The 25,341-nt window shown below is 72.1% G+C and carries 19 protein-coding genes; 4 read left to right on the top strand and 15 right to left on the bottom strand.

The window, feature by feature from the left end:
* Window positions 1-131 precede the first annotated feature (131 nt).
* The gene (locus ACFWXO_RS09005) at window positions 132-2,078 is read right to left on the bottom strand and encodes a hypothetical protein (protein ID WP_380522916.1); all 1,947 of its coding nucleotides are present in this window, start codon (window positions 2,076-2,078) and stop codon (window positions 132-134) included.
* A gap of 150 nt (window positions 2,079-2,228) precedes the next feature.
* Between ACFWXO_RS09005 and radA the strand changes: the two genes are divergently transcribed.
* Both radA and disA read left to right on the top strand, forming a co-directional pair.
* The gene (gene radA / locus ACFWXO_RS09000; RefSeq protein WP_375881658.1) at window positions 2,229-3,776 is read left to right on the top strand and encodes a DNA repair protein RadA; all 1,548 of its coding nucleotides are present in this window, start codon (window positions 2,229-2,231) and stop codon (window positions 3,774-3,776) included.
* A 202-nt stretch (window positions 3,777-3,978) separates the two neighbouring features.
* Window positions 3,979-5,037 carry a DNA integrity scanning diadenylate cyclase DisA gene (gene disA / locus ACFWXO_RS08995; protein WP_350507754.1) on the top strand — a complete coding sequence of 353 codons (1,059 nt, stop codon included), beginning with the start codon at window positions 3,979-3,981 and terminating at the stop codon, window positions 5,035-5,037.
* A gap of 179 nt (window positions 5,038-5,216) precedes the next feature.
* On the opposite strand, the gene ACFWXO_RS08990 is transcribed toward disA, so the two are convergent.
* A complete protein-coding gene (locus tag ACFWXO_RS08990) occupies window positions 5,217-6,089 on the bottom strand; it encodes a hypothetical protein (RefSeq protein ID WP_380522915.1) in 873 nt (290 codons plus the stop codon).
* 291 nt (window positions 6,090-6,380) lie between these two features.
* On the opposite strand from ACFWXO_RS08990, the gene ACFWXO_RS08985 reads away from it, so the two are divergent.
* Window positions 6,381-7,298 carry an A/G-specific adenine glycosylase gene (locus ACFWXO_RS08985; RefSeq protein WP_380522914.1) on the top strand — a complete coding sequence of 306 codons (918 nt, stop codon included), beginning with the start codon at window positions 6,381-6,383 and terminating at the stop codon, window positions 7,296-7,298.
* Between the two features lie 83 nt (window positions 7,299-7,381).
* Here the strand turns inward: ACFWXO_RS08985 and ACFWXO_RS08980 are convergent, their stop codons facing one another.
* Window positions 7,382-8,977: an MDR family MFS transporter gene (locus tag ACFWXO_RS08980; protein WP_380522913.1), complete on the bottom strand. Its 1,596-nt coding sequence runs from the start codon at window positions 8,975-8,977 to the stop codon at window positions 7,382-7,384.
* A 247-nt stretch (window positions 8,978-9,224) separates the two neighbouring features.
* Here ACFWXO_RS08980 and ACFWXO_RS08975 point away from each other — a divergent pair, with 247 nt between their 5' ends.
* The gene (locus ACFWXO_RS08975) at window positions 9,225-9,863 is read left to right on the top strand and encodes a TetR/AcrR family transcriptional regulator (RefSeq protein WP_380522912.1); all 639 of its coding nucleotides are present in this window, start codon (window positions 9,225-9,227) and stop codon (window positions 9,861-9,863) included.
* Window positions 9,864-9,889: 26 nt separating this feature from the next.
* On the opposite strand, the gene ACFWXO_RS08970 is transcribed toward ACFWXO_RS08975, so the two are convergent.
* From ACFWXO_RS08970 to panD, 12 genes are all read right to left on the bottom strand, one after another.
* Window positions 9,890-10,813, bottom strand: a complete 924-nt coding sequence (locus ACFWXO_RS08970) for a M23 family metallopeptidase (protein ID WP_380522911.1) — start codon at window positions 10,811-10,813, stop codon at window positions 9,890-9,892.
* Window positions 10,814-11,254: 441 nt separating this feature from the next.
* On the bottom strand, window positions 11,255-13,606 hold the full coding sequence (locus tag ACFWXO_RS08965; RefSeq protein WP_375881672.1) for an immune inhibitor A domain-containing protein: 2,352 nt from the start codon (window positions 13,604-13,606) through the stop codon (window positions 11,255-11,257).
* A 273-nt stretch (window positions 13,607-13,879) separates the two neighbouring features.
* Entirely contained in the window at window positions 13,880-16,399 is a 2,520-nt protein-coding gene (locus tag ACFWXO_RS08960) for an ATP-dependent Clp protease ATP-binding subunit (protein WP_375881675.1), read from the bottom strand.
* Between the two features lie 668 nt (window positions 16,400-17,067).
* The gene (locus tag ACFWXO_RS08955) at window positions 17,068-17,418 is read right to left on the bottom strand and encodes an Lsr2 family protein (RefSeq protein ID WP_375881678.1); all 351 of its coding nucleotides are present in this window, start codon (window positions 17,416-17,418) and stop codon (window positions 17,068-17,070) included.
* Between the two features lie 91 nt (window positions 17,419-17,509).
* A complete protein-coding gene (locus ACFWXO_RS08950; protein ID WP_375881681.1) occupies window positions 17,510-18,046 on the bottom strand; it encodes an amino-acid N-acetyltransferase in 537 nt (178 codons plus the stop codon).
* Window positions 18,047-18,055: 9 nt separating this feature from the next.
* On the bottom strand, window positions 18,056-18,520 hold the full coding sequence (locus ACFWXO_RS08945) for a BlaI/MecI/CopY family transcriptional regulator (RefSeq protein WP_375881683.1): 465 nt from the start codon (window positions 18,518-18,520) through the stop codon (window positions 18,056-18,058).
* A gap of 249 nt (window positions 18,521-18,769) precedes the next feature.
* The gene (gene lysX / locus ACFWXO_RS08940; protein ID WP_375881685.1) at window positions 18,770-20,326 is read right to left on the bottom strand and encodes a bifunctional lysylphosphatidylglycerol synthetase/lysine--tRNA ligase LysX; all 1,557 of its coding nucleotides are present in this window, start codon (window positions 20,324-20,326) and stop codon (window positions 18,770-18,772) included.
* A 102-nt stretch (window positions 20,327-20,428) separates the two neighbouring features.
* Window positions 20,429-21,178 carry a hypothetical protein gene (locus ACFWXO_RS08935; RefSeq protein WP_375881688.1) on the bottom strand — a complete coding sequence of 250 codons (750 nt, stop codon included), beginning with the start codon at window positions 21,176-21,178 and terminating at the stop codon, window positions 20,429-20,431.
* Window positions 21,179-21,343: 165 nt separating this feature from the next.
* The gene (locus tag ACFWXO_RS08930) at window positions 21,344-22,129 is read right to left on the bottom strand and encodes a type III pantothenate kinase (protein ID WP_375881691.1); all 786 of its coding nucleotides are present in this window, start codon (window positions 22,127-22,129) and stop codon (window positions 21,344-21,346) included.
* A 59-nt stretch (window positions 22,130-22,188) separates the two neighbouring features.
* Window positions 22,189-23,157 carry a carboxylating nicotinate-nucleotide diphosphorylase gene (gene nadC / locus ACFWXO_RS08925; protein WP_375881694.1) on the bottom strand — a complete coding sequence of 323 codons (969 nt, stop codon included), beginning with the start codon at window positions 23,155-23,157 and terminating at the stop codon, window positions 22,189-22,191.
* A gap of 4 nt (window positions 23,158-23,161) precedes the next feature.
* Window positions 23,162-24,835 (bottom strand): L-aspartate oxidase, encoded by a 1,674-nt coding sequence (locus ACFWXO_RS08920; protein ID WP_380522910.1) that lies wholly within the window; start codon window positions 24,833-24,835, stop codon window positions 23,162-23,164.
* 15 nt (window positions 24,836-24,850) lie between these two features.
* Window positions 24,851-25,300, bottom strand: coding sequence for an aspartate 1-decarboxylase (gene panD / locus ACFWXO_RS08915; RefSeq protein WP_375881700.1), 450 nt, complete (start codon window positions 25,298-25,300; stop codon window positions 24,851-24,853).
* Window positions 25,301-25,341: the final 41 nt, after the last annotated feature.

Genomic DNA, 25,341 nt, shown 5'->3' with positions numbered 1-25,341 from the left:
AGACTGGGGGGGGGCGCCGGGGGGGGCGTGCGCCCGAGTCGGCCTCGTACTGGACGTACTTGGGCGATTCGGGTGTGCGTCCAGGCGGGATGCCCGGCGTCGCGCGCCTGGCAAGATCCGCCGGACAGGCCCTAGTGCCCCGTCGCCGCCCCCGTCGGGTGGGGCGAGGCGCCGGCCGTCGGAGACGCCGTGGTCGCGGGTGCGCTGCTCGGCGATCCGGAGGGGGACGGCGGGACCGTCCGGCTCGGCGTCGCGGTGGGCTGGGCCGGGGCCGTCGTCGAAGGCGATGCCGGCGAGGAGGGCGAGGCGGAGGCCGACGAAGGCCCCGAGGGCGCAGGCCCCGAGGAAGGCCCTGCCGAGCTCCCTGCCGAACTCCCCGTCGAGTCCCCCGACGAGGGCTCCGCCGAGGAGGACGCGGTACCGCCCCGGTTCTGCGGTCCGCCCTCCAGGGTGACCACCGCCTGGGAGGGCGGCAGCGCGATCCGGGCGGTCCAGTGGGTGGTGGGCGCGAGGTCCTCGTCCACGGTGACGATCACGGTGATCCGCTGCCCCGGCGCCAGCGTCCCCGAGTCGCGGCTGAGCCGGAGCCAGCCGGCGTCCGTCACCGCGTGCCAGCGGATCTCCGTGGTGCCGGAGTTGGTGAGGGTGAGCACCGTCCGGCTGCCGTACTCCCCGGCCTCGACGGTGAGCAGCCCGGCGGGCGCCGGGTTGCCCGCGCCCGGCGCGGAGGCCTGTTCGACCGCGGGAGCCGGGGCGGCGACCAGGGCGGGGCTGCCGAGCGGGGTCGCGCCGCGGGCCGGCACGGGGACCAGCGGTCCCTGGAGGGTGAGCCGCGGAAAGCCGGGCAGCAACGTTTCTGCACCACTCCCGCCACCTCCGCCACCCGCCCCACTGCCACCCGCACCCGCCAGCTCCAGCCCGGGCATCCCCGCGCCGCCGCCCGCGCCCACCCCGGCCGACCAGGGCGGCCGCTGCCCGGCGTCCGACCCGGCCCCGTCCACCCGCACCGCCGACACCGAGGCCGCCGCCCCCGCCCCGGTGCCGCCCCGGTGCCCGGCCCAGAGCGCCACCACCGGCGCCGCCAGGACGGCCGCGAGCACCCCGGTGGTCACCACCCGCCGACGGACCGCCAGGCTCCGGCCCGCGTCCGGCGCCCGGTGCCGGGGGAAGCCGCCGTGGTCGAAGCGCAGCCCCGGTTCGGCCGCCGCGGTACCCCGCCGCCCCGACACCCCTGCCACCGGAGGCTGCACGGCGCCGCCCACCGCGGCCGGCGCCGTCAGCAGCGGCAGCCCGGACAGTCCAGACAGCCCGGACAGCCCCGGCAGCCCGGACGCGCCCTCCGCCGCCCCGCCGGCGGCCACCCGCTCCGCCGTTCCCCGGCAGGTCGGGCAGTCCACCACGTGCTGCACCAGCTCCCGCCGCAGCGCCGGGCCGAGCACCCAGTCCCGCCAGGACTCGGCCCCGGCCCCGCCCAGCCGGTCCAGCTCGGGGCAGCTACCCACCCCGAGCACCAGCAGCGCCGCCCTGGTCCGGGCCACCTCGGCCTCGGCGGCGGCGAGCAGGGCCCGGGTCCGCTCGAACGGCAGGCCCAGGACGGCCGCCACCTCCAGCGGGGTCAGCCGGTGCCGGACGGAGAGCTCCAGCGCCTCGCGCTGCTCCGGGTCCGTACCGGCCGCCTCCGGCCAGGCGAGCGAGGCCAGCTCGCGCCGCCGCCGGACCGCCTCCGCCCCGGTCGCCTCCGCCCCGGTCGAATCGGCCCCTGGCCCCGCGCCGATCCCGCCCTCCGGCCCGCTGCCGCTCTCCGGCCCGCTCCCGCCCTCCGAGCAGGCCCCGTCCGCGAGCCGCCGCAGGCAGCAGTACCGGGCCAGTGAGAAGAGCCAGGCCCGGACCAGTCCGGGCTCGGCCAGCCGGTTGCCGTGCCGCCGGGCCAGTTCGCGGACCTCACGCAGGGCGCCGGCCGCCGCGTCGTGCTCGCACAGCACCGAGAGGCAGTAGGTGAACAGGCCGTCCACCTGCCGGTCGTACGCCGCGAGCACGGCGTCCGCAGCCCCGACGGGCCCAACAGTTCGCGTTGTCACCCGTCCGACGGTAGGAGCAGCGGGCGGTCCGTCCCCGCCGTTCGCCGCGTATGTACTTCTTTCGGGTAACAACATCGCCCATCTGTGTGGGCGCGCGTCCGGTCCGGCGGTGGTCCTCCGCTGTCACACCCAGCCGCTACCGTGGGCCGCATGCCTCCGCGTTCCAAGACCACCGCCAAGCCGCGCCCGGCCTACCGCTGCACCGAGTGCGGCAACCAGCTGCCGAAGTGGGTCGGCCGCTGCCCGGAGTGCAACGCCTGGGGCACGGTCGAGGAGTACGGCGCGGTGCCGATCCGCACCACCGCCGCGGGCCCGGTCAGCGCGCCCGCGCGGCCGATCGCCCAGGTGGACGGCCAGGTCGCGACGGCCCGCTCCACGGGCGTGCCGGAGCTGGACCGGGTGCTCGGCGGCGGCCTGGTGCCCGGCGCGGTGGTGCTGCTGGCCGGCGAGCCCGGCGTCGGCAAGTCCACCCTGCTGCTGGACGTCGCGGCCAAGGCGGCCACCGACCGGCACCGCACGCTCTACGTCACCGGCGAGGAGTCGGCAGGCCAGGTCCGGCTGCGCGCCGACCGGATCAACGCGCTCTCCGAGCACCTCTACCTCGCCGCCGAGCAGGACCTCGGCGCGGTGCTGGGGCACATCGAGGCGGTCAACCCCGGCCTGCTGATCCTGGACTCGGTGCAGACCATCGCCTCCGCCGAGCTGGACGGCGCCCCCGGCGGCCCGGCCCAGGTCCGCGAGGTGGCGGGCGCGCTGATCCGGGCCTCCAAGGAGCGGGGCATGGCCACCCTGCTGGTCGGCCACGTCACCAAGGACGGCCAGATCGCCGGCCCCCGCCTGCTGGAGCACCTGGTGGACGTGGTGCTGAGCTTCGAGGGCGACCGGCACGCCCGGCTGCGGCTCATCCGCGGGGTCAAGAACCGCTACGGCGCCACCGACGAGGTGGGCTGCTTCGAGCTGCACGACGAGGGCATCGTCGGCCTGGCCGACCCGTCCGGCCTCTTCCTGACCAGGCGTGACAAGCCCGTCCCGGGCACCTGCCTCACCGTCACCCTGGAGGGCAAGCGCCCGCTGGTCGCCGAGGTGCAGGCGCTGATGGTGGATTCGCAGATCCCCTCCCCGCGGCGCACCACCTCGGGCCTGGAGTCGCCCCGGATCGCGATGATCCTGGCCGTGGTCGAGCGGCACGGCGGGGTGAAGCTCGGCAAGCAGGACATCTACACCGCGACGGTCGGCGGGGTGAAGCTCACCGAGCCCTCCGCCGACCTCGCGGTCGCGCTCGCGGTGGCCAGCTCCTCCACCGACACCCCGCTGCCCAGCAACCTGGTGGCGATCGGTGAGGTCGGCCTGGCCGGCGAGGTGCGGCGGGTGACGGGTGTGCAGCGCCGGCTGGCCGAGGCGCACCGGCTGGGCTTCACCCACGCCCTGGTCCCGCCGGACCCGGGCAAGGTGCCGCCGGGCATGAAGGTGGTCGAGGTGGCCGACATCGGCGAGGCGCTGCGGGCCATCCCGGGCCGCCGCCGGGCCGCCGCCAAGTCGCGCTCCGAGAGCCGCTCCGAGACCCGCGGTGAGGCCCGTACGGAGGGGCGTGGTGAGGCTCCGTCGGCCCCGCCGGCGCCCCGCGCACCCCGGGTCCCGGCGTACCCGGAGGAGCTGATGGACGGCTGGGAGCCGCTCGACTCCGACGAACTGCGCTGACCCAAGCCCTGCCGAAGCCGCACGCAGTTAGACTTTCCCCAGTCTCATTGGCCAGAAGGCAGTACCGGAGCGGTACTGAGCGACAGAGCAACAGACCGCGGACCGGCGCACGGCGCGAGGCGCGCGGCACGGGGTCGACCGGAGGAGTCACGTGGCAGCCAGCGACCGGGGGGCGGACAAGGCCTCCCGTGAGGAGGCCCTGCTGCGGGCCTCCCTCACCGCCATCGCGCCCGGTACCGCGCTTCGTGACGGACTGGAACGGGTCCTGCGGGCCAATACCGGTGGCCTGATCGTGCTGGGCTTCGACAAGACCGTCGAGCCGATCTGCACCGGCGGCTTCGTCCTGGACGTCGAGTTCAGCGCGACCCGCCTGCGCGAGCTGTGCAAGCTCGACGGCGCGGTGGTGCTGGACAAGGACATCACCAAGATCGTCCGGGCCGGCGTCCACCTGATGCCGGACTCCACCATCCCCACCGACGAGACCGGCACCCGCCACCGCACCGCCGAGCGGGTCAACCGGCAGACCGGCTACCCGGTGGTCGCGGTCTCGCACTCGATGCGGCTGATCGCCATGTACGTCAACGGCACCCGCCGGGTGCTGGAGGACTCCACCACCGTCCTCTCCCGCGCCAACCAGGCGCTGGCCACCCTGGAGCGCTACAAGCTGCGCCTGGACGAGGTGGCCGGCACGCTCTCCGCCCTGGAGATCGAGGACCTGGTGACGGTCCGGGACGTCACCGCCGTGGCCCAGCGCCTGGAGATGGTCCGGCTGATCGCCACCGAGATCGCCGGCTACGTGCTGGAGCTCGGCATCGACGGCCGTCTGCTCTCGCTCCAGCTGGACGAGCTGATCGCGGGTGTGGAGCCGGAGCGCGAGCTGGTCGCCCGGGACTACTTCCCGGAGCGCGCCGCCAAGAAGGGCCGCACGGTCACCGAGGTGCTGGCCGACCTGGAGGCGCTCACCCACGCCGAGCTGCTGGACCTGCAGACGGTCGCCAAGGCGCTCGGCTACTCCGGCACGCCGGAGTCCCTGGACTCCGCCGTCTCCCCGCGCGGCTACCGCCTGCTGGCGAAGATCCCGCGCCTGCCCAACACGGTGATAGAGCGCCTGGTCGAGCACTTCGGCGGCCTGCAGAAGCTGCTCGCGGCCAGCATCGACGACCTGCAGACGGTCGAGGGCGTCGGCGAGACCCGGGCCCGCTCGGTCCGCGAGGGCCTGTCCCGCCTTGCCGAATCGTCCATCCTGGAGCGCTACGTCTGACCGGACGCGGACGCGCAGCGGACCACGAACGGCCCCCGGAGAAACGCTTCCTCGGGGGCCGTTCCGCGTCCCCGGACCCCTCGGCACGGAACGGCCGACGTGCCGCCGGGCCGACGTGCCGAAGCGCGGAGCCCCCGACCGCTCGGCGGCCGGGGGCTCCGTGGGGACGTGACGGGCGTTCAGCTGTCCAGTCGGATCGAGGTCCGGGCCGACACCTTGTCACCGGAGAGCCCGGTGAGCTCCGCCAGCACCACGTACGTCCCGTTCGCCGGGGCGGTCTGGTCGGCGGTCGCGCACTGCGGCTTGCTGCGGCTGCGGTCCCAGGTGAAGGTCTCGGTCTGGCTGCCGTTCGCCGGGATCTGCACCCAGATGTTGCCCTTGTCGGGCGGGCAGTCGCCGGAGGACCAGACCCGGTCGTTGTTGCTGCCGCTGCTGACCGTGATCGCGGAGGCGGTGCGGCCCAGGTCCACCCGGCAGTTGGCGCCGGAGGAGTTCTTGACCGTCAGCGCCAGCTTGGGCTTGTCCTTGGGCTGGTACGAGTTCTGGGTGCCGGCCAGCTCCAGGGCGACCTGCGAGGAGGAGCAGACCGGGAGTGCCATCACCTCGGCGGTGTTCACTGCCGGGGCGCCACCGCCCGAGCCGCCGGCCCCGCCGGGCGCCGGGCTGCCGCCACCGGAACCGCCCGCGCCGCCGGACCCGCCCGAGGTACCGGACCCACCGGTCCCGCCCGAGCCGCCGGTCCCGCCGGCGCCGCCACCCGTGGCGCCGCCGCTGAGGCCGACCTCGCTGCCGCCGCCGCTGGCCACCGGCCCGCCGCCGGAGCCGCCGGCCGGGTGCGCCGCGGGGCCGCTCGGCGAGGCGCCGGGCGTGATCGCCTGAGCGGGCGTCTGGCTCTGGGACGGTACGGGCTGCGCGGCCTTGCTCGACGAGCCGCCGTCACCGCCCCCGCCCTGATCGGTCATCAGCCAGGCGATCAGGGCGACGACCGCCGCGACGGCGACGAGCACGACGACACGCCGACGCCAGTAGATCGAGGCCGGCAGCGGTCCCACGGGTTGACGCAAAGAGGGCACGATCAAACTCTATGGGACTGCGTGTGGCGATTGACTCACCAACACCGCACAGTCGCCCCTTCTTTCACATGATCCGCCATTTGATCCGTTCGAGGGAGTCCTTTCACCCGGATGCCCGGCCGGAAACCGGCGGAGAACCGGCCGGAGACCCGCTGGAGTCCGCGTGGAGCCCGGGTGGCGACCCGAGCGGAAACCGGGGGAGAACGGTCCGTCCGGAGCCGCCGCATCCGCTTCGATCCGGCTCCGCGGCCGTGGGAGGATCGAAGGGCCATGACTGCCATCACCGCCACCGAAGCCGCCCCCGCGCCGCCACTGCCCCTGCCGCTGCTGCACTCGACCGTCATCGACTGGTACGAGGCCAGCAAGCGCGACCTGCCCTGGCGGACCCCCGACGCGACGCCCTGGGCCGTCATGGTGAGCGAGTTCATGCTCCAGCAGACCCCGGTGAAGCGGGTGCTGCCCGCCTGGCAGGCCTGGATGACCCGCTGGCCCACCCCCGCCTCCCTCGCCGCCGAGGCGCCCGGCGAGGCGGTCCGGATGTGGGGCCGGCTGGGCTACCCGCGCCGCGCGCTGCGCCTGCACGCGGCCGCCGTGGCGATCACCGAGGAGCACGGCGGGGAGGTCCCGGACGACCACGCCACGCTGCTCTCGCTGCCCGGGGTGGGGGAGTACACCGCCGCGGCCGTCGCCTCCTTCGCCTTCCGCCAGCGGCACGTGGTGCTGGACACCAACGTCCGCCGGGTCTTCGCCCGCGCGGTGACCGGCGTGGAGTACCCGGCCACCGCCACTACCGCCGCCGAGCGCCGCACCGCGACCGCGCTGCTGCCGGACGACGCCGGGACGGCCGCCACCTGGGCGGTCGGCGTGATGGAGCTGGGAGCCCTGGTCTGTACCGCCCGAGGCCCGGAGTGCGGGGAGTGCCCGCTGTTCACCGTCTGCGCCTGGCAACGGGCCGGCCGCCCGCCGTACGAGGGCCCGGCCCGGCGCGGCCAGACCTACGAGGGCACCGACCGCCAGGTGCGCGGCAAGCTGCTCGCGGTGCTGCGCGAGGCGCACGGCACCGTCCCGCAGGCCCGGCTGGACGCGGTCTGGCCGGACGCGGTGCAGCGCGCCCGGGCCCTGGACGGCCTGGTCGCCGACGGCCTGGTCGAGCCGGTCGAGCAGGGCGTCTACCGGCTGCCCCAGTAGCCGGCGGCGAAGCCCCCCGGGACAACGAGGACGGCGCCCCCGGGAGATCCCTTCCCGGGGGCGCCGTCGTCCGTGGGCGGTCGTCAGACGGCCGCCGCCTCCAGCGAGGCCTCGGCCGGCTTCTCGCCCTTGCCGGTGCCGCGCAGCGGCACCTCGCGCAGGAACAGTGCGGCGGCGATGGCGATCACGGCCACCCCGGCGCCCCACAGGAAGACGGTGTGCATGCCGTTGGACACGGCGTGGTGGTAGGCGTCCTGGACGACCTCGGGCAGCTTGCGCAGCTCGGCCGGGCTCACCTGGCCCGGGTCCTTCGCCCCGCCGCCGGCCGAGGCCTGCTCGCCCAGGCGCGAGGTCATGGTGTCCTTCACCCGGTTGTTGAACAGGGCGCCGAACAGCGCGACACCGAAGGAACCGCCGATGGTGCGGAACAGGGTGGCGGTGGAGCTGGCCACGCCCATGTCCTTGAGCTCGACGCTGTTCTGGGCGACCAGCATGGTGATCTGCATCAGGAAGCCCATGCCCGCGCCGAGTACGACCATCCAGCAGGCCGAGGTGAAGCTGCTGGTCCCGACGCCCATGGTGGAGAGCAGGACCATGCCGGCGGTCATCACGACGGTGCCGATGATCGGGAAGATCCGGTACTTGCCGGTCTTGGTGACGGCCTGGCCGACCACCAGCGAGACGACCAGCATGCCGAACATCATCGGCATCAGCAGCAGGCCGGAGTTGGTCGCCGAGGCGCCCTGGACGATCTGCTGGTAGAGCGGCAGGAAGACGGTCGAGCCGAACATCACGAAGCCGACCACGAAGCCGATGATCGAGACCAGGGTGAAGTTCAGGTTCTTGAAGAGGCTCAGCGGGAGCATCGGCTCCTGGGCCCGCTGCTCCACGTAGCAGAAGGCGATCAGCGAGGCGACGGCGAGCGCGGCCAGGCCGAGGATCTCCTTGGAGCCCCAGGCGTACTGCTGGCCGCCCCAGGTGGTGATCAGCACCAGCGAGGTGATGCCCGCGGTGAGCAGCACCGCGCCCGGGTAGTCGATCCGGGCGGTGTTGGTGACCTTCGGCAGCTTGAGGGTGACGACGACCACGGCGAGGGCTATCAGGCCGAGCGGCAGGTTGATGTAGAAGGTCCAGTGCCAGCTCAGGTGGTCGGTGATGAAGCCGCCGACCAGCGGGCCGCCGATGGTGGCGAGGGCCATCACGGCGGCGAACATGCCCTGGTACTTGCCGCGGTCACGCGGCGGGACGAGCGCACCCATGATCGACATGACGCCGACCATCAGGCCGCCGGCGCCGAGGCCCTGCACGGCGCGGAAGCCGATCAGCTCGTTCATGTTCTGGGACAGGCCGGACAGCGCCGAGCCCACCAGGAAGATCACGATCGAGGTCAGGAAGATGCCCTTGCGACCGTAGAGGTCGCCGAGCTTGCCCCAGATCGGGGTGGAGGCGGCGGTGGCCAGGGTGTACGCGGTGACCACCCAGGAGAGGTGCTCGGCGCCGCCGAGGTCGCCGACGATGGTCGGCATCGCGGTTCCGACGATCAGGTTGTCGAGCATGGCCAGCAGCATCGTGACGACCAGGCCGACCATCACGAGGCGGATCTCGCGGGGTGACCGCGGCTGCTCCTCCTCGGTCGCCTTGTCCTCCGGTACCGGGCCGGCGGTCTTGGACTGTGACATGGGGTGGGGTCTCCCGGAGGGGTGTTTCGGACGGGCCTCGCGCCGCGGTGCGGATCACTTACTTGACGCCCGGCTAGTTTATCGATCGTCGGCACGGTAGGCTTTTTACTAGCCGGTCGTCAAGCCAGTTTTAAGACCGAGCGCCTGGGCAGGGAGAATGGGCCCGGGGCGGACGCCACCCTGGGTCCGCAGCCGTCACCGCAGCAAGTCACCGCAGCCGTCACCGACGCAGTCAACGAGGCAGGCCATGGGCACTCCGCACAGCCCCCGCAGCGACACCCGGGCTCGCATCATCGAGGTGTCGTTGGAGCTCTTCTCGGAGCAGGGCTACGAGCAGACCTCGCTGCGTGAGATCGCCGACCGACTGGGCGTCACCAAGGCCGCGCTGTACTACCACTTCAAGACCAAGGACGACATCGTCCTGGGCATCGTGGAGCGGATGGCCGCGCCGATCGACGAGATCATCGCGTGGGGCCGGGAGCAGGAGGCCTGGAGCCCGGAGATGCGCGACGAGTTGATCCGGCGCTACGCGGACGGGATGACCGAGCGGGCCCCGCTGCTGCGCTTCTTCCACGAGAACCAGCCCGCGCTGCGGGAGTCCCCGGCCGGGCTGGCGTTCCGGGAGCGCGTGATCACCATGATGCAGCTGGTGCACGGACCCGACGCCGGGTTCCGCGACCGGCTGCGGGCCACGATGGCGCTGTTCACCGCCCACTCGGCGTTCTTCCTGCTCAAGCAGGACTCCTCCGACTGCGGCGAGACCGAGAACGTGTGGGGCGAGAAGCTGCCGGCCGCGGACCTGGAGGAGGCGCTCGAAGCGGCCCGCGAGGTCGCGCTGGAGATCAGCAGCCGGATCGGCCGACCCACCACCGGCACCACCGGCTGATCACCGCGGCACCGCGGCACGGCGTCCTAGAACGCCGTGACGCCGTGCGCGGAGAGGTAGGCGATCGGGTTGACCACCGCGCCGTAGCGGTTGCTGGTGCGGATCTCGAAGTGCAGGTGCGGCCCGGTCGAGTTGCCGGTGTTCCCGGACAGTCCGACCCGTAGGCCCGCCGGCACCCGGTCGCCGGCCGACACCGAGACCGCCGACAGGTGCGCGTACTGCGCGAAGTGCCCGTCGGCCAGCCGCAGCACGACCTCCTTGCCGTACGCGCCGTCCCAGCCGGCCGAGACCACGGTCGCGTCGCCGACCGCCAGCACCGGCGTGCCGGGGGAGACCGCGAAGTCCACCCCGGTGTGGTACCCGGCGGCGTAGCTGCGGTTGGGCTTCCCGAACGGGTTGCTGGTCGGCGCGTCCGGCGCCGGCGCCGACCAGTCCGGCGCGGGCGCGGGGGCCGGTGAGGCCTCCGGCTGCGCGCCGGGCTGTTCGGCGGGCGCGGGCTCCGCGGCGGCCGGGTCGAGCGGCAGCAGGTTGGGCGCCACGGCCACGAAGGCCTGCGCCGAGGCGGCGTCGTCCGGCAGCTTGTACGGGCTCGGCCCGGCCACCTGCACCAGGCCCGGGTTGGGCACCTCCGCCCGCGGGGCCGTGAAGGCCGAGCTGCCGGGCGTGGTCGGCCGTACGGTCTGCGCCGAGGCGCTGCCCGGAGTGGCGATCAGCAGCACGCCCGCCAGCAGCGCGGCGGCCGCCCCGGCCGAGGCCACCGCGTGGTCGCGCTCGGTCCGCTGCCGGCTGCCCGGCAGGGTGGCGTGCCGGGGGGTCGTGAGCAGCCGCAGCGACGGTACGGCGCGGCTGCGGACGGCCTGGCCGATCCGCGGCTGCCAGACGGCCGCCTGGGCCGTCGCGCGGACGGCGAGCCGGCGCAGGGCCGGCCCCACGGGCGGGACGTTGGACATCGCGGGTCGTACCTCACGGTCGTGCGGGCGCAGCACGGAAACGCCCGGTCGGGCGGTCGGCTGCGCTGGGGAGCACTCAGCTTTAACCGTCACCGAGCGCAGCCCCAAACCCGGCGATGTACTACCCCGTGTAGTCGGCGTGGCGCCGGGGATTCCCACCGACGGAGTAATGATCATGAGATCGGATCGCCGAGGCCCGACCGGGTCCACGCCGCGGTCCCGCCCCGCCGACTACTAGGCCCGGTCGTACCGCGCCGAACCGCTGTGACCAGCGCCACCCGGTGCGCGCGCTCCCGGGCGGAGCCGGCCGACGGAAAGCGCCCGGCCGCCGAAGAGCGCCCGGCCGCCGAAAAGCGTCCGGCCCGCCCCCGCGCGGTGGCGGGGGCGGGCCGGACGTGGAGAACTCAGTGCCGCGCGATCACGGCCTGACCGTCAGGACGATCAGTTGTCGACCGGGCGGACCCGGATCCAGGTCTCCAGGTAGTTCGCGGACTCGTTCTCGACCTCGATGCTGGTGCCGGTCTTCGGCACGTCCACACCGGCGTACTGGTCGTCCTTCGACCACCAGGACTTCAGGTCGTTGAACTCGTCGACGCCCTTGGACTTCGGGATGACGGTCTCGACGTCGGCCTTGTGCAGGGTCAGCGCCGGGACGCGGCGCGAACCGAAGGTCGAGTCGAAGCCCTGCATGCGCGGACGCATCAGGGTGCCGTCGGACCACTTGATCGGGGCCGGGTGCGAGTCGACCGGCAGGACCAGGCCGTGGCCCGGGTGGGCGCTGACGTTGTTGTCGGTCTGCGACTCGTCCCAGTACCAGATCAGCAGGCCGGGCTGGTACGAGTAGTGCTCGACCCAGCTGGGCTTGGCGGCCGAACCGAAGTTGTACGGGCCGGTCTTGAGGGTCTGGTCGAACGACACGTACTGCTTGTTCTCCGCGATGTAGTACTGCGCGTAGTCCTTGGTGTACGAGCCGCCGAAGCGGGTGAAGCCGGCGGCGGTCCAGCCGTTGTCGCCGTTCTCCACGTCGTCGCTGAACACGGTGGCACCGTCGGCGACCACGGCGATGTTGTCCGCCGCGAAGCCGCGGTAGTGCAGACCGCCGTCAGTGGTGTTGTGGTAGCGGAACTGGATCTTCTTGCCCGCGTAGGCGTCCAGGTTGAACGACAGGTCGCCCCAGGCGGCGGTGAGGCCGCTGAGGGCCGGGCGGCCGTTCTCCTTCGGGAGGGCGGCGCCGTTCCAGGTGCCGTCCACCACGGTCCAGGTCTTGCCACCGTCGGTGGAGACCTCGCCGAAGGCGTAGTCGAAGTCCGGCTCCAGCTCGTACCAGGCCTTGGCGTTGATGCTGGCCTTGGTCTTGCCGGTCAGGTCGATGTCGCGGGTCAGCGTGACGTTCAGGTTGTCGGCGCTGCCGCTCCACCACTCGTTGTTGCCACCGAAGGGCTTGTTGATGTCGGTGGTGATGCTCTTCTTCGGCAGGTCGACGATGAGCGCCTGCGGAAGGTTGGTGTTGTACTCGACCGGGCCGATGTGGTGCGTCGACTCGGTGCCCGCCTTGGCGCGGTCGACCTTGAGCCAGCCGAGCTGGTACTTGCTCCAGGCGTCGAGGTCGTTCGGCATGTCGCCGATGCTGTCCTTGCCCTCGCCGAGCCAGGAGCCGGACGACATCAGGGACCAGAAGCCGACCGAGTTGTCGATGCCCTTGCCGGCGGTGTCGTAGAGGTCCGGCAGACCGAGGTCGTGGCCGTACTCGTGCGCGAAGACGCCGAGGCCGCCGTTCTCCGGCTGCATCGTGTAGTCGCCGATCCAGAAGCCGGAGTCACCGACCTGGACGCCGCCGAGCTTGTTGTTGTCCGGGCCGGCCTGGCCGGTCAGGTTGCCGTAGACGTACGAGCGGTGCGCCCACAGGGCCTTGCTGCCCTGCTTGCCGCCACCGGCCGACTTGTCCTCACCGGCGTGCACGATCTGGAAGTGGTCGATGTACCCGTCGGGCTGGTTGAAGTTCCCGTCGTGGTGCGACCCGTAGCGGTCCCACTGGTCGTACGAGGCCAGCGTCGCCTTGACCTGCTCCTTGGTCTGACCCTTCGCCAGCTGGTCCTTGTACCAGATGTCGACGGCGTCGCGGATCAGGTCCTGGGCGCTGGAGCAGACGTTGGAGCCGCAGTAGTCGGAGCCGTAACGGGCCTCGTTCCACGGCACCCGGACCCAGTCCGAGACCACGCCGTCGACCGTGTAGCGGCCCGAGGACTGCTTCTCGTAGAAGGTCTTCAGCGAGGGCTTGTCCTTGGCGAAGTACAGGTCCTGGTAGTGCTGCTGGTTGTAGTCGGCCTGCCAGGCGGTCGAGTTGTTCGTGGCGCGGTCGGGCGCCTCGATCTCGTTGTGCTTGGGGCCGGCCTCGCCGCCGTACTTGACCTTGCCGTCGGCGGTCTTGGTGGTGTTGTCGACCTGGTCGCCGAAGTCGACCAGGATCGTGAAGATCTTGTCCGAGCGCTCACGGGGGAGCTCGACGTACTTGTCCTTGCCGAGCTTCACGCTGGTGCTGCCGTTGTGCTGCTCGACCTGGGCGGTGCCGTTGAGCAGCTGCTCGGTGGCGGCCTTCTTCTCCGCGTCGACCTTGGCGGTCAGCGGGCCCGGGATGTTGTGCTCGGTGTTGACGGACTGGACGGCGTCGGCCGGGTCCTTCGGAACCGGTGCCGAGCCGGCCGCGACGGCGCTGCTCGGGAACAGACCCGCGCCGAGCGTGACTATGACCGCCGCCGCGGTGGTGACCGCTGCGGCTCTCCTGGTGGTCTTCAACGTTGTGACGCCCTCCCCGACCGAGCTGACTCTTGGCCAAGGCCCGGTAAACCAATATGAAAGACAGGTGGACGTCATTTGACCGAAGTGGAGCTGGAAAAGATAGACCTTGACCCTGACATGGCCACGGCGCTATGCTCGCCGATTTCATGTCAGCTGACGGCAGGTCAGAAAACGCCTGGTCCGGGCCCTGCGCGGGAATCCGGAACGCAACGAGCCCCCGGCGCGAACGCCGGGGGCTCGTGGCTGTGAAGTTGTCTGTTAAATGTTGGTCTACTTCGTCAGGTCCGGACCGGACGAAGCGACCTCGGCCGGGGTGTCCGCGACGGCCGACTTCTCCTCGCCGCGGAAGGTGAACTTGGCGTCCTTGCCGTCGCCGTCCACGTCCACGACCACGATGTGGCCGGCCCGCAGCTCGCCGAAGAGGATCTTCTCGGAGAGGTGGTCCTCGATCTCGCGCTGGATGGTGCGGCGCAGCGGACGGGCACCCATGATGGGGTCGTAGCCGCGCTTGGCCAGCAGCTTCTTGGCCTCGACGCTGAGCTCCAGGCCCATGTCCTTGTCCTTGAGCCGCTCGTCCACCTTGGCGATCATCAGGTCGACGATCTGGATGATGTCGACCTCGGACAGCTGGTGGAACACCACGATGTCGTCGACGCGGTTCAGGAACTCGGGGCGGAAGTGCTGCTTGAGCTCCTCGCCGACCTTCGCCTTCATCCGCTCGTACCCGGTCTGGGAGTCACCCGTGGCCGCGAAGCCCAGGTTGAAGCCCTTGGAGATGTCCCGGGTGCCGAGGTTGGTCGTCATGATGATGACGGTGTTCTTGAAGTCGACCACGCGGCCCTGGGAGTCGGTCAGACGACCGTCCTCCAGGATCTGCAGCAGCGAGTTGAAGATGTCCGGGTGGGCCTTCTCGACCTCGTCGAAGAGGACGACCGAGAACGGCTTGCGGCGGACCTTCTCGGTCAGCTGGCCGCCCTCCTCGTAGCCCACGTACCCGGGCGGGGAGCCGAACAGCCGGGAGACGGTGTGCTTCTCGGAGAACTCGGACATGTCGAGCGCGATCAGCGCGTCCTCGTCGCCGAAGAGGAACTCGGCGAGCGTCTTGGACAGTTCGGTCTTACCGACGCCAGACGGGCCGGCGAAGATGAACGAACCGCCGGGGCGCTTCGGGTCCTTGAGGCCCGCACGGGTGCGCCGGATGGCCTGGGAGAGCGCCTTGATGGCGTCCTTCTGGCCGATGACGCGCTTGTGCAGCTCGTCCTCCATGCGCAGCAGCCGGGAGGTCTCCTCCTCGGTCAGCTTGAAGACCGGGATGCCGGTGGCGGTGGCCAGGACCTCGGCGATGAGCTCCTCGTTGACCTCCGCGACGACGTCCATGTCGCCGGCCTTCCACTCCTTCTCGCGCTTGGCCTTGGCCTGCAGGAGCTGCTTCTCGTCGTCGCGCAGGGACGCGGCCTTCTCGAAGTCCTGCGCGTCGATCGCGCTCTCCTTCTCGCGGCGCACGTCGGCGATCTTCTCGTCGAACTCGCGCAGGTCCGGCGGCGCGGTCATCCGGCGGATGCGCATGCGCGAGCCGGCCTCGTCGATCAGGTCGATCGCCTTGTCCGGCAGGAAGCGGTCCGAGATGTACCGGTCGGCCAGGGTGGCGGCGGCGACCAGGGCGGCGTCCGTGATGGAGACCCGGTGGTGGGCCTCGTAGCGGTCGCGCAGACCCTTGAGGATCTCGATGGTGTGCGGCAGCGAGGGCTCGGCGACCTGGATCGGCTGGAAGCGGCGCTCCAGCGCGGCGTCCTTCTCCAGGTGCTTGCGGTACTCGTCCAGGGTGGTGGCACCGATGGTCTGCAGCTCGCCGCGGGCCAGCATCGGCTTGAGGATGCTGGCGGCGTCGATGGCGCCCTCGGCGGCGCCCGCACCGACCAGGGTGTGCAGCTCGTCGATGAACAGGATGATGTCGCCGCGGGTGCGGATCTCCTTGAGCACCTTCTTGAGGCGCTCCTCGAAGTCACCGCGGTAGCGCGAGCCGGCCACCAGGGCGCCCAGGTCCAGCGTGTAGAGCTGCTTGTCCTTGAGCGTCTCCGGGACCTCGCCCTTGACGATCGCCTGCGCCAGGCCCTCGACCACGGCGGTCTTGCCGACGCCGGGCTCACCGATCAGGACCGGGTTGTTCTTGGTGCGGCGGGACAGCACCTGCATGACCCGCTCGATCTCCTTCTCGCGCCCGATGACCGGGTCGAGCTTGGCCTCGCGGGCGGCCTGGGTGAGGTTGCGCCCGAACTGGTCCAGGACCAGCGAGGTCGACGGGGTGCCCTCGGCGGGCCCGCCGGCCGTGGCCGACTCCTTGCCGCCGCTGGTCTGGTAACCGGAGAGCAGCTGGATGACCTGCTGGCGCACCCGGTTGAGGTCGGCACCCAGCTTCACCAGGACCTGGGCGGCGACGCCCTCGCCCTCGCGGATCAGGCCGAGCAGGATGTGCTCGGTGCCGATGTAGTTGTGGCCGAGCTGCAGGGCCTCCCGGAGCGACAGCTCCAGGACCTTCTTCGCCCGGGGGGTGAAGGGAATGTGACCGGACGGGGCCTGCTGGCCCTGGCCGATGATCTCCTCGACCTGCTGGCGCACGGCCTCAAGGGAAATCCCGAGGCTCTCCAGGGCCTTGGCGGCGACGCCCTCGCCCTCGTGGATCAGACCCAGGAGGATGTGCTCGGTGCCGATGTAGTTGTGGTTGAGCATCCGGGCTTCTTCCTGAGCCAGGACGACAACCCGCCGCGCGCGGTCGGTGAACCTCTCGAACATCGTTTATCGCTCCTCAGAGCGGTCGGGCAGTTCGGGGTCCGTCCCCGCCCTGTCCTTCCGCATGCTAGTCCCGCTCAGCGGCGCGGCCCACGGATTCACTCCCCGGTAGAGGAGCGAGATGCTGCGCGACCAGCCGACACCAATCCCAACCTGATGCTGGGAATCGGTGTTCCCACAGGTGGGCCGGATGCACCGGAAACCGCTACGCCATCGGCGAACAAGAGTCGCCGGGGCGGAGCCGGGTCCTCTTCGGCCGGTCGCACATGCTGCCCCTGGACAGGTCGAAGAACCCGTCCACCTGCATTCATACCCGGTATCGGGGCGGTTCTCGCGCAGTTTCCGCGGTGGCGGTGTTCGCCTGGCGAGAAGTCCGGCCGCGGTGACGGTGGTTCGACGGCGGCCGGGGACGGTCGTACGCCATCCCGGGGTGTCCGCGTTACCGCTTCGCCCCTACAGCGTTGCACAGCTCGTGATTGTTCCGCCGCCCGAGCCCGCAGCCCCGGCCGGCCGGGCAGGCCCGGGCCCCGGGGCCCCGGTGCGGCGGCCGGCCCGGTGCGCGCCGCGGGGCGCGGAGGTGTCACCTCCGCGCCCCGCGCGTGTGTCGTCGGTGCCGTACGCGGCCGCCGGGGCCCCGCATCCGCTCCGGCGGGCCGGTGGTGGCGCCGGGGTCAGGCCACGTTGGCCTTGTCGTAGGCCTCGCGGACGGTGCTCGGCACCCGGCCGCGGTCGTTGACCTCCATGCCCTGCTCCTTGGCCCACGCGCGGACCTTCGCGGTGTCGGGAGCGCTGCCGGACGGCCGCGCAGCGGCGGCGCGGCCCGGGCGGCGGGGCCCGGCCAGCCGGCCGCTCTGCTTGCGGCCCTTCTCCAGGTAGGGCGCCAGCAGACCGCGCAGCTTGTCCGCGTTGGCGCTCTTCAGATCGATCTCGTAGGCAACGCCGTCGAGCGCGAACGTCACCGTCTCGTCCGCCGAACCGCCATCGAGATCGTCTTCAAGAATGACCTGCACCCTCTGTGCCACGGGCTTCCCTTTCCGCTAAACGACCCATTGCCTAAGGAAAGGAAAGCGCCTTTCTGCGGAAAACACAAACCCTTGACCGGCGCGGAGCCGCTCAGAGGTGCAGCAGCATGCGTGAGTTGCCCAGTGTGTTGGGCTTCACCCGCTCCAGGTCGAGGAACTCCGCGACACCTTCATCGTACGAGCGGAGGAGTTCTTCATAGACGTCCGTAGCGATCGCCGCCGGGTCTGTCGTACCATCATCGGTTTCCTGGAGCTCCCCGATCTCGACGAAACCGTGTTTCGCGAAGAACGGAACCTCGAACGTCAAGCAGAAAATCCGACGGACGCCCAGCCAGCGGGCGGTCTGCACCAGCTTCTCCAACAGCACGTGCCCGATCCCGAAGCCCCGGCAGGACGGATCGACCGCGAGGGTGCGGACCTCGGCGAGGTCCTCCCACATCACGTGCAGGGCGCCGCAGGCCACCACCGCGCCGTTGTCGTCGCGTTCCGCGACCCAGAACTCCTGGACGGATTCGAACAGTGTGACTGTGGGCTTGTCGAGCAGAATGCCGTCGCGCGAGTAGGCGTCGATGAGCCCGCGTACGGCCCGTACGTCCGTGGTCCGCGCGCGGCGGATGGTGACCTCCATGGCGGGACGTTATCGCGTCGCGCCCGGCGGGGTCTCCCCGGTATCCGCTCCGCCGGTATCGGGGCCGTCCGCGGGGGAATCCGGGGCGGGCTGATCCGCCGCTGGATCGGGCGGGAACAAGGCCGCGACCCGCAAGGCGTCCCGGAGGGCCTCGCGCTGCTCCGGCGACATCAGGCCGAAGAAGTGGACCAGGGCCGCCGCGGGATTGTCGCCGGTGGCCCAGGCGTCGTTCATCAGGGCCGCCGTGTACGCCTCACGCGAGGAGACCGGTTCATATCGATAGGCCCGGCCCACCCGCTCGCGGCGCAGCCAGCCCTTTCTGTGCAGCTTGTCCAGGACGGTCATCACCGTGGTGTACGCGATTTCGCGTTCCGACTGCAGATCCAGGAGAACCTCGCGAACCGTCACCGGTCGGTTCCACCGCCACACCCGGGTCATGATGGCGTTCTCAAGTTCGCCGAGTTGCCGGACCATAGTGCGGCCAGGATAGGGAGTGAATGGGGCAAATCTTGTGAAGTGCGCCAAACCGGCGCGCCGCCACCCCCGGGAATCGGGAATGGCGGCGCGGGTGGTTCGGAGCGGCTGACGACGCCAGTCGATCAGTCGGTGTCTTCCTTGGCCTTCTGGGCCCCGCCCTGGCTGCGGATGATGGCCCGCACCAGGAATCCGAAGCCGATCGCCATGACCAGCGGCGGCACGATCGCGCTGACGTAGTCCATCAGGTCACTCCTCCTCGGTCTTCTCCGCCGCGGCGGCGGAGGCCTTCGGCTCCGGCTTCACCAGCGGGAAGAGCACGGTCTCCCGGATGTTCTTGCCGGTCAGCAGCATGATCAGGCGGTCCACGCCGAGGCCCAGGCCACCGGTCGGGGGCATCGCGTACTCCAGGGCGCGCAGGAAGTCCTCGTCCACCTGCATCGCCTCGACGTCGCCGCCGGCGGCCAGCAGGGACTGCGCGGTCAGGCGGGCGCGCTGCTCGACCGGGTCGACCAGCTCGGAGTAGGCGGTGCCGATCTCGGTGCCGAAGATCACCAGGTCCCACTTCTCGGCCACGCCCGCGACCGAGCGGTGCTGGCGGGTCAGCGGGGAGACCTCGGTCGGGTAGTCCTTGATGAAGGTCGGCCGGACGGCGTTCTCCTCCAGCAGGCGCTCCACCATCTCCAGCACGATCTGGCCGTGGCCCCAGTTCTTCTCGAACGGGATGCCGTGCTCGGTGGCCAGCGCGCGCAGCTCCTCGACGGAGGTCTCCGGGGTGACCTCGACGCCCAGGTGGGCGGAGATGCCCGGGTAGACGCTGACCTCCGCCCACGGCTCGGCCAGGTCGATCTCGTGCTCCACGCCGTGCGGGTCGAGGCCCTTGATCACCGTGGTGCCCAGGGCGTCCCGGGCGGCGTTGACGATCGTCGCGCGGATCAGCTCGGCCTGGGTGTCGTAGTCGCCGTAGGCCTCGTACGACTCCAGCGAGGTGAACTCCGGGTTGTGGGTGGAGTCCGCGCCCTCGTTGCGGAAGTTGCGGTTGATCTCGAAGACCTTCTCGGCGCCGCCGACCACCAGCCGCTTGAGGTACAGCTCGGGGGCGATGCGCATGTAGAGGTCGATGTCGTACGCGTTGATGTGCGTCTTGAACGGACGCGCGTTGGCGCCGCCGTGCACCGGCTGCAGCATCGGGGTCTCGACCTCGATGTAGCCGCGGTCCTCGTAGGTGCGGCGGATCGAGCGGACGACCTTGCTGCGCAGGTGCAGGATCTCGCGCGCCTCGGGGTTCACGATCAGGTCGACGTAGCGCTGGCGGACCCGGGCCTCCGGGTCGGTCAGGCCCTTGTGCTTGTCCGGCAGCGGGCGCAGGCACTTGGCGGTGAGCTCCCAGCGGTCCACCATCACCGACAGCTCGCCGCGCTTGGAGGTGATCACCTCGCCCTCGACGCCGACCTGGTCGCCCAGGTCGATGTCGGACTTCCAGGCCGCCAGCCGCTCGGCGCCGAGCTTGTCCAGGGAGAACATCACCTGGAGGTCGCCGGAGCCGTCGCGCAGGGTGGCGAAGCAGAGCTTGCCGCCGGTGCGGGACAGGATCACCCGGCCGGTGATGCCGGCGCGCTCGCCGGTCGCGGTGTCGGGTTCGAGGTCCGGGTGCTTGGCACGCAGGTCCGCGATGGTGCTGGTGCGGGGGAATCCGACCGGGTACGGGTCGACCCCGGCCGCCCGGAGCCGGTCCAGCTTCTCGCGCCGGACGCGCATCTGCTCGGGAAGGTCGTCGGTCGCGGGGACAAGGCTCTGATCGCTCACCCCACAAGGGTAGCCAGCCACACACGGTGCTCCGCGACCGGATATCGCCGGAGGGGAGGCCGTCGGACCGACGGCCTCCCCTCCGGGGCGGGTGCGGGCGGCTCAGCCGGTGCCGGTGGCGAGCTCGACCTCCTCGCCGTCCCGCCCGGCCTCCGGGGCGGGCCGGGCCGGAGGCTTGGGGCGGCGGCCGAAGAGTTCGGCCGGGGTGGGCATCCGGTGCGGGCGGGGCGGGGTCTGCGCGGCGGCGGGCTGCTCCGGGCGGGAGTCCCGGGAGTCGGTGCTGCTCATCGTGATCCGTCCTCCTACAGGGGTGGGGTGACTGCTGGGTGGTGCGGCGGGGTTCGGTACGGCCACCAGGTGGCGCGGCTGCCCGGTGGAGAGCGCCAGGCGCTCACGGACGGCGGCCTCGGCCAGGGCGTGGCAGCGCCCGGCGAGCCGGGAGCGGCGGGCCCGCTCGCCGTGGCCGCAGGGCTGGCGGGTCAGCCCGCGCAGGGCGGTGAGGTCCTCGGGTCCGGGCAGGTAGCCGTCGGTCACCGCCTCCTCCAGGCGCTCCAGGTAGCCGGGGGCGCTGCCGGGCAGGGCGGCGCGGTAGCGGCCGAGGTCGGCGAGCAGGAAGGCGCGCAGCCGGCCGCCCTCCTGGACGGCCTCGTCGATGGCCTCGGTCAGGTGCAGGGCGTCCTGGACGTCCTCCGCCCACAGCTCGGCGCCGGGCCCGGCGAGCGCCGTCCGGTCGGGGGCCTGGAGGTGGACGGGGACGGCGGGGTGCAGGGCTTGGGCGAGGGCTCGGCGCAGCACGCGGACTTCGTCGGCGCTGAAGGCCATGCCGCCGCGCGATCCGTGTGGCGTAGGCATGGGTTGACACTACGTGAGGAATATCCGATTTGTCGGTAACGTCGCGCGGAATTCCGCGCGGTCGGCCCGCTGGAGAAACCTTTCGCCAAGCCTGTGACGCTGCCCCGCACCCACCGGGTCAGCCGAGTGACCGGGGGTGCGGGGCAGCGGGGACGGCGGGCGGGGTCAGCTCGGTCGGTTGCGCTCGTACACCAGGCGCAGGCCGATCAGGGTCAGCCAGGGCTCGTGCTCGTCGATGGTGGTGGCCTCGCCGAGGACCAGCGGGGCGAGCCCGCCGGTGGCGATCACCTGGACGTCGTCCGGGTCCTTGGCCAGCTCCCGGGCCATCCGCTCGACCAGGCCGTCGACCTGCCCGGCGAAGCCGTAGAGGATGCCGGACTGCATGCCCTCGACGGTGTTCTTCCCGATCACGTTGCGCGGCCGGGCCAGCTCGATCTTGCGCAGCTGGGCGCCGCGGACGCCGAGCGCCTCGACCGAGATCTCGATGCCGGGGGCGATCGCGCCGCCCACGTAGTCGCCGCGCGCGTTGACGGCGTCGAAGGTGGTCGCGGTGCCGAAGTCGACCACGATGCACGGGCCGCCGTACAGGTGGTTGGCGGCCAGCGCGTTGACGATCCGGTCCGCGCCGACCTCCTTGGGGTTGTCCATCAGGACGTGCACCCCGGTCTTCACGCCGGGCTCCACGATCACCGCGGGGACGTCGCCGTAGTAGCGGCGGGTCACCTCGCGGAGCTCGTGGAGCACGGCGGGGACGGAGGAGCAGATCGCCAGGCCCTCCACCGCGGCCTCCCGGACCGCGGTGCGACTGCCCGTCAACCCGTGCAGCAGCACCGCCAGTTCGTCGGCCGTGCGGCGCGGATCGGTGGAGATCCGCCAGTGTTCCACCACTTCCTCGCCGTCGAACAGGCCGAGCGTGGTCTGGGTGTTGCCGACGTCGATGGTGAGGAGCACGGGAACGCTTTCTGCGAGTCGGGACGGGATCGGGGCAGGAACCGCTCTCGACCTGACGGTCAGGCGCGCAGGTCCAGGCCGATGTCCAGGATCGGCGAGGAGTGGGTCAGCGCGCCCACGGCCAGGTAGTCGACACCAGTCTGGGCGACCTCGCGCGCGCCGGCCAGGGTCAGTCCGCCGGAGGCCTCCAGCTTCGCCCGGCCGGCCACCAGCGCGACGGCCTCCTTCAACTGCTCGACGGTGAAGTTGTCCAGCAGGATCAGGTCCGCACCGGCCTCCAGCACCGGGGGGATCTGCGCCAGCTCGTCCACCTCGACCTCGACCGCCAGCTCCGGGTACGCGGCCCGGACGGCCCGGAAGGCCTCGGCCACGCCGCCCGCGGCGACCACGTGGTTGTCCTTCACCAGGGCGGCGTCCGAGAGCGCCATCCGGTGGTTGGCGCCGCCGCCGCAGCGGACCGCGAACTTCTCCAGGGCGCGCAGGCCCGGGGTGGTCTTGCGGGTGTCCCGGACGACCGCGCCGGTGCCCTCCAGGGCGTCCGCCCAGGCCCGGGTCGCGGTGGCGATGCCGGACAGGCGGCAGAGCAGGTTGAGCGCGCTGCGCTCGGCGGTCAGCAGGTCGCGGGTGCGCGAGCGGACCGACAGCAGCACCTGGCCGGCCTCCACCCGGTCGCCGTCCTGGACGTGCCGCTCGACCTCGAACTCCTCCTCGCAGACCAGCGAGACGACCGCCTCGGCGACCCGCAGGCCGGCCACCACACCGGCCTGGCGGGCGGTGAAGTCGGCGGTCGCGACCGCGTCGGCGGGCACGGTGGCCACCGAGGTGACGTCCTCGCCGCCGGCCAGGTCCTCGGCCAGCGCCAGGGTGGCGATGTCCTCGACCTCGATCGGGTCCAGCCCGGCCTCCTCCAGCAGCTCGGCCAGCTGCGGGTCCAGGCCGGTCTCGTAGCCCTCGCCGTCCCCGCAGGCGCAGCCGTCGCCGCAGCCGCCCTGGTCGGCCAGGGGGAGTTCCTCGTGCGCGTGGGTCATGGTTCTACTGCTCCTCGGGAGTGCTGACGGGGTCGCCGGAGGCGGCGAGGGTGGTGATCAGGTGGCGCCGCCAGTGGGCGTCGTCGCGTTCGGGGAAGTCCTCGCGCCAGTGGCCGCCGCGGGTCTCCTCGCGCTGCGCGGCGGCCGCCACCAGGGCGGTGGCGACCAGCAGCAGGTTGGCGGCCTCCCAGGTCTCCACCCGGGGGTCGGCCGGCTTCTCCTCGGCCACGTGGGAGCGGGCCTGCTCGCCGAGCAGGGCCAGCCCGGCCGCGGCGTCGGCCAGCGAGGCGGCCGAGCGCAGCACGCCCGCGCCGCGCGACATCAGCCGCTGGATCTCGGCGCGCGCCTCGGAGGCCGGCAGCGGCACCGGCCGGGCGGCCTGCGCGGCGGCCACGTCCACGGTGCGCTCGGGCAGTTCGCCGGCCGCGTGCCGCTCGGCCAGGTCGGCGGCGATCCGCTCGGCGAAGACCAGGCCCTCCAGCAGGGAGTTGGAGGCCAGCCGGTTGGCGCCGTGCACCCCGGTGCAGGCGACCTCGCCGCAGGCGTACAGGCCGGGGACGGAGGTACGGCCGTGCCGGTCGGTGCGGACGCCGCCGGCGGCGTGGTGCGCGGCCGGGGCGATCGGGATCGGCTCGGTGACCGGGTCGATGCCGTGCGAGCGGCAGGAGGCCAGGATGGTGGGGAAGCGGTGCTCCCACATCTCGGCCCCGAAGTGCCGCCCGTCCAGGAACATGTGGTCGGAGCCCTGCTCCTGCATGCGCCGGGTGATGGCCTTGGCGACGATGTCGCGCGGGGCGAGTTCGGCCAGCTCGTGCTGGCCGACCATGAAGCGCACGCCGTCCGCGTCCACCAGGTGGGCGCCCTCGCCGCGCACGGCCTCGGAGACCAGCGGCTGCTGGCCCGCGGCGTCCGGGCCGAGCCAGAGCACGGTCGGGTGGAACTGGACGAACTCCAGGTCGGCGGCGGCGGCGCCGGCCCGCAGGGCCAGGGCCACGCCGTCGCCGGTGGAGACGGCCGGGTTGGTGGTGGCGGAGAAGACCTGCCCCAGGCCACCGGTGGCGAGCACCACGGCGCGGGCCCGGACGGCGCCGACGCCGTCGCGCTGGCCCTCGCCCATCACGTGCAGGGTCAGCCCGGCGGTGTGGCCCTCGGCGTCGGTCAGCAGGTCGAGGACGAGCGCGTGCTCGATCAGTTCGAGGTCCGGGTCGCTGCGGACGGCGGCGACCAGGGCGCGGGAGACCTCCGCGCCGGTGGCGTCCCCGCCCGCGTGCACGATCCGGTGGCGGTGGTGGCCGCCCTCGCGGGTGAGCAGGATCTCGCCGTCCGCGTCGCGGTCGAAGGCCGCGCCGACGGCGATCAGCCGGCGGACGGCGTCCGGGCCCTCGGTGACCAGGGTGCGGACGGCCTCCTCGTCGCAGACGCCGGCGCCGGCCACCAGGGTGTCGTCCAGGTGCTGCTCCGGGGTGTCCCCCTCGCCCAGGGCGGCGGCTATGCCGCCCTGGGCCCAGCGGGTGGAGCCCTCGTCCAGCACCGCCTTGGTGACCACCATGGCCCGCAGGCCGGCCTTGCGGACGTTGAGGGCGACGGTGAGACCGGCGATGCCGGAGCCGACCACGACCACGTCGGTGGCGGCGGTCCAGCCCGGGGCCGGGGCGGTGAGGCGGTGCGTAGCGGACATGACTCAGTGACTCCTTCAGCGCGTGGCCGTGGTGGCCGCGCCGTCCTCGTCACGGTACGCCGCGTCGCCGCGGAGCAGTCCGCTGCCCTCCGGGGCCTGCGCCGGGTCGCCGCCGAAGCCGGTGATCCGGTTGTTCCCGTCCACGAAGACCACCTTCGGCTCGTAGCCCTTGGCCTCGGCCGTGTCCATCTGCCCGTAGGCGATGAGTATGACGAGGTCGCCCGGGTGGACCAGGCGGGCGGCGGCGCCGTTGATGCCGATCACGCCGGTGCCGCGCGGGCCGGCGATGGTGTACGTCTCCAGCCGGGCGCCGTTGTTGATGTCGACGATGTGGACCAGCTCGCCGGGGAGCAGGTCGGCGGCGTCGAGCAGGTCCTCGTCCACCGTGACCGAGCCGACGTAGTGCAGGTCGGCCTGGGTCACGGTGGCCCGGTGGATCTTGGACTTGAGCATGGTGCGGAGCATTGCGGGTCACGCCTCCTGTGAGTGCATGCCTGAGGGGTTGA

The organism is Kitasatospora sp. NPDC059088, assembly GCF_042738155.1.
In the GTDB taxonomy this organism is placed as follows: domain Bacteria; phylum Actinomycetota; class Actinomycetes; order Streptomycetales; family Streptomycetaceae; genus Kitasatospora.
The sequence above is the reverse complement of the archived record's forward strand: the minus strand, read 5'-3'. Positions and strand labels throughout refer to the sequence as shown.

Excerpts from the sequence above, each read along its gene's own strand:
- ACFWXO_RS08920 (WP_380522910.1), bottom strand. The coding sequence starts at position 24,835 with ATGTCCGCTACGCACCGCCTCACCGCCCCGGCCCCGGGCTGGACCGCC.
- ACFWXO_RS08975 (WP_380522912.1), top strand. The coding sequence starts at position 9,225 with ATGGGCACTCCGCACAGCCCCCGCAGCGACACCCGGGCTCGCATCATC.
- panD (WP_375881700.1), bottom strand. The coding sequence starts at position 25,300 with ATGCTCCGCACCATGCTCAAGTCCAAGATCCACCGGGCCACCGTGACC.
- ACFWXO_RS08950 (WP_375881681.1), bottom strand. The coding sequence starts at position 18,046 with ATGGAGGTCACCATCCGCCGCGCGCGGACCACGGACGTACGGGCCGTA.
- radA (WP_375881658.1), top strand. The coding sequence starts at position 2,229 with ATGCCTCCGCGTTCCAAGACCACCGCCAAGCCGCGCCCGGCCTACCGC.
- ACFWXO_RS08985 (WP_380522914.1), top strand. The coding sequence starts at position 6,381 with ATGACTGCCATCACCGCCACCGAAGCCGCCCCCGCGCCGCCACTGCCC.
- ACFWXO_RS08960 (WP_375881675.1), bottom strand. The coding sequence starts at position 16,399 with ATGTTCGAGAGGTTCACCGACCGCGCGCGGCGGGTTGTCGTCCTGGCT.
- ACFWXO_RS08970 (WP_380522911.1), bottom strand. The coding sequence starts at position 10,813 with ATGTCCAACGTCCCGCCCGTGGGGCCGGCCCTGCGCCGGCTCGCCGTC.
- nadC (WP_375881694.1), bottom strand. The coding sequence starts at position 23,157 with ATGACCCACGCGCACGAGGAACTCCCCCTGGCCGACCAGGGCGGCTGC.
- ACFWXO_RS08980 (WP_380522913.1), bottom strand. The coding sequence starts at position 8,977 with ATGTCACAGTCCAAGACCGCCGGCCCGGTACCGGAGGACAAGGCGACC.
- ACFWXO_RS08945 (WP_375881683.1), bottom strand. The coding sequence starts at position 18,520 with ATGGTCCGGCAACTCGGCGAACTTGAGAACGCCATCATGACCCGGGTG.
- ACFWXO_RS08935 (WP_375881688.1), bottom strand. The coding sequence starts at position 21,178 with ATGCCTACGCCACACGGATCGCGCGGCGGCATGGCCTTCAGCGCCGAC.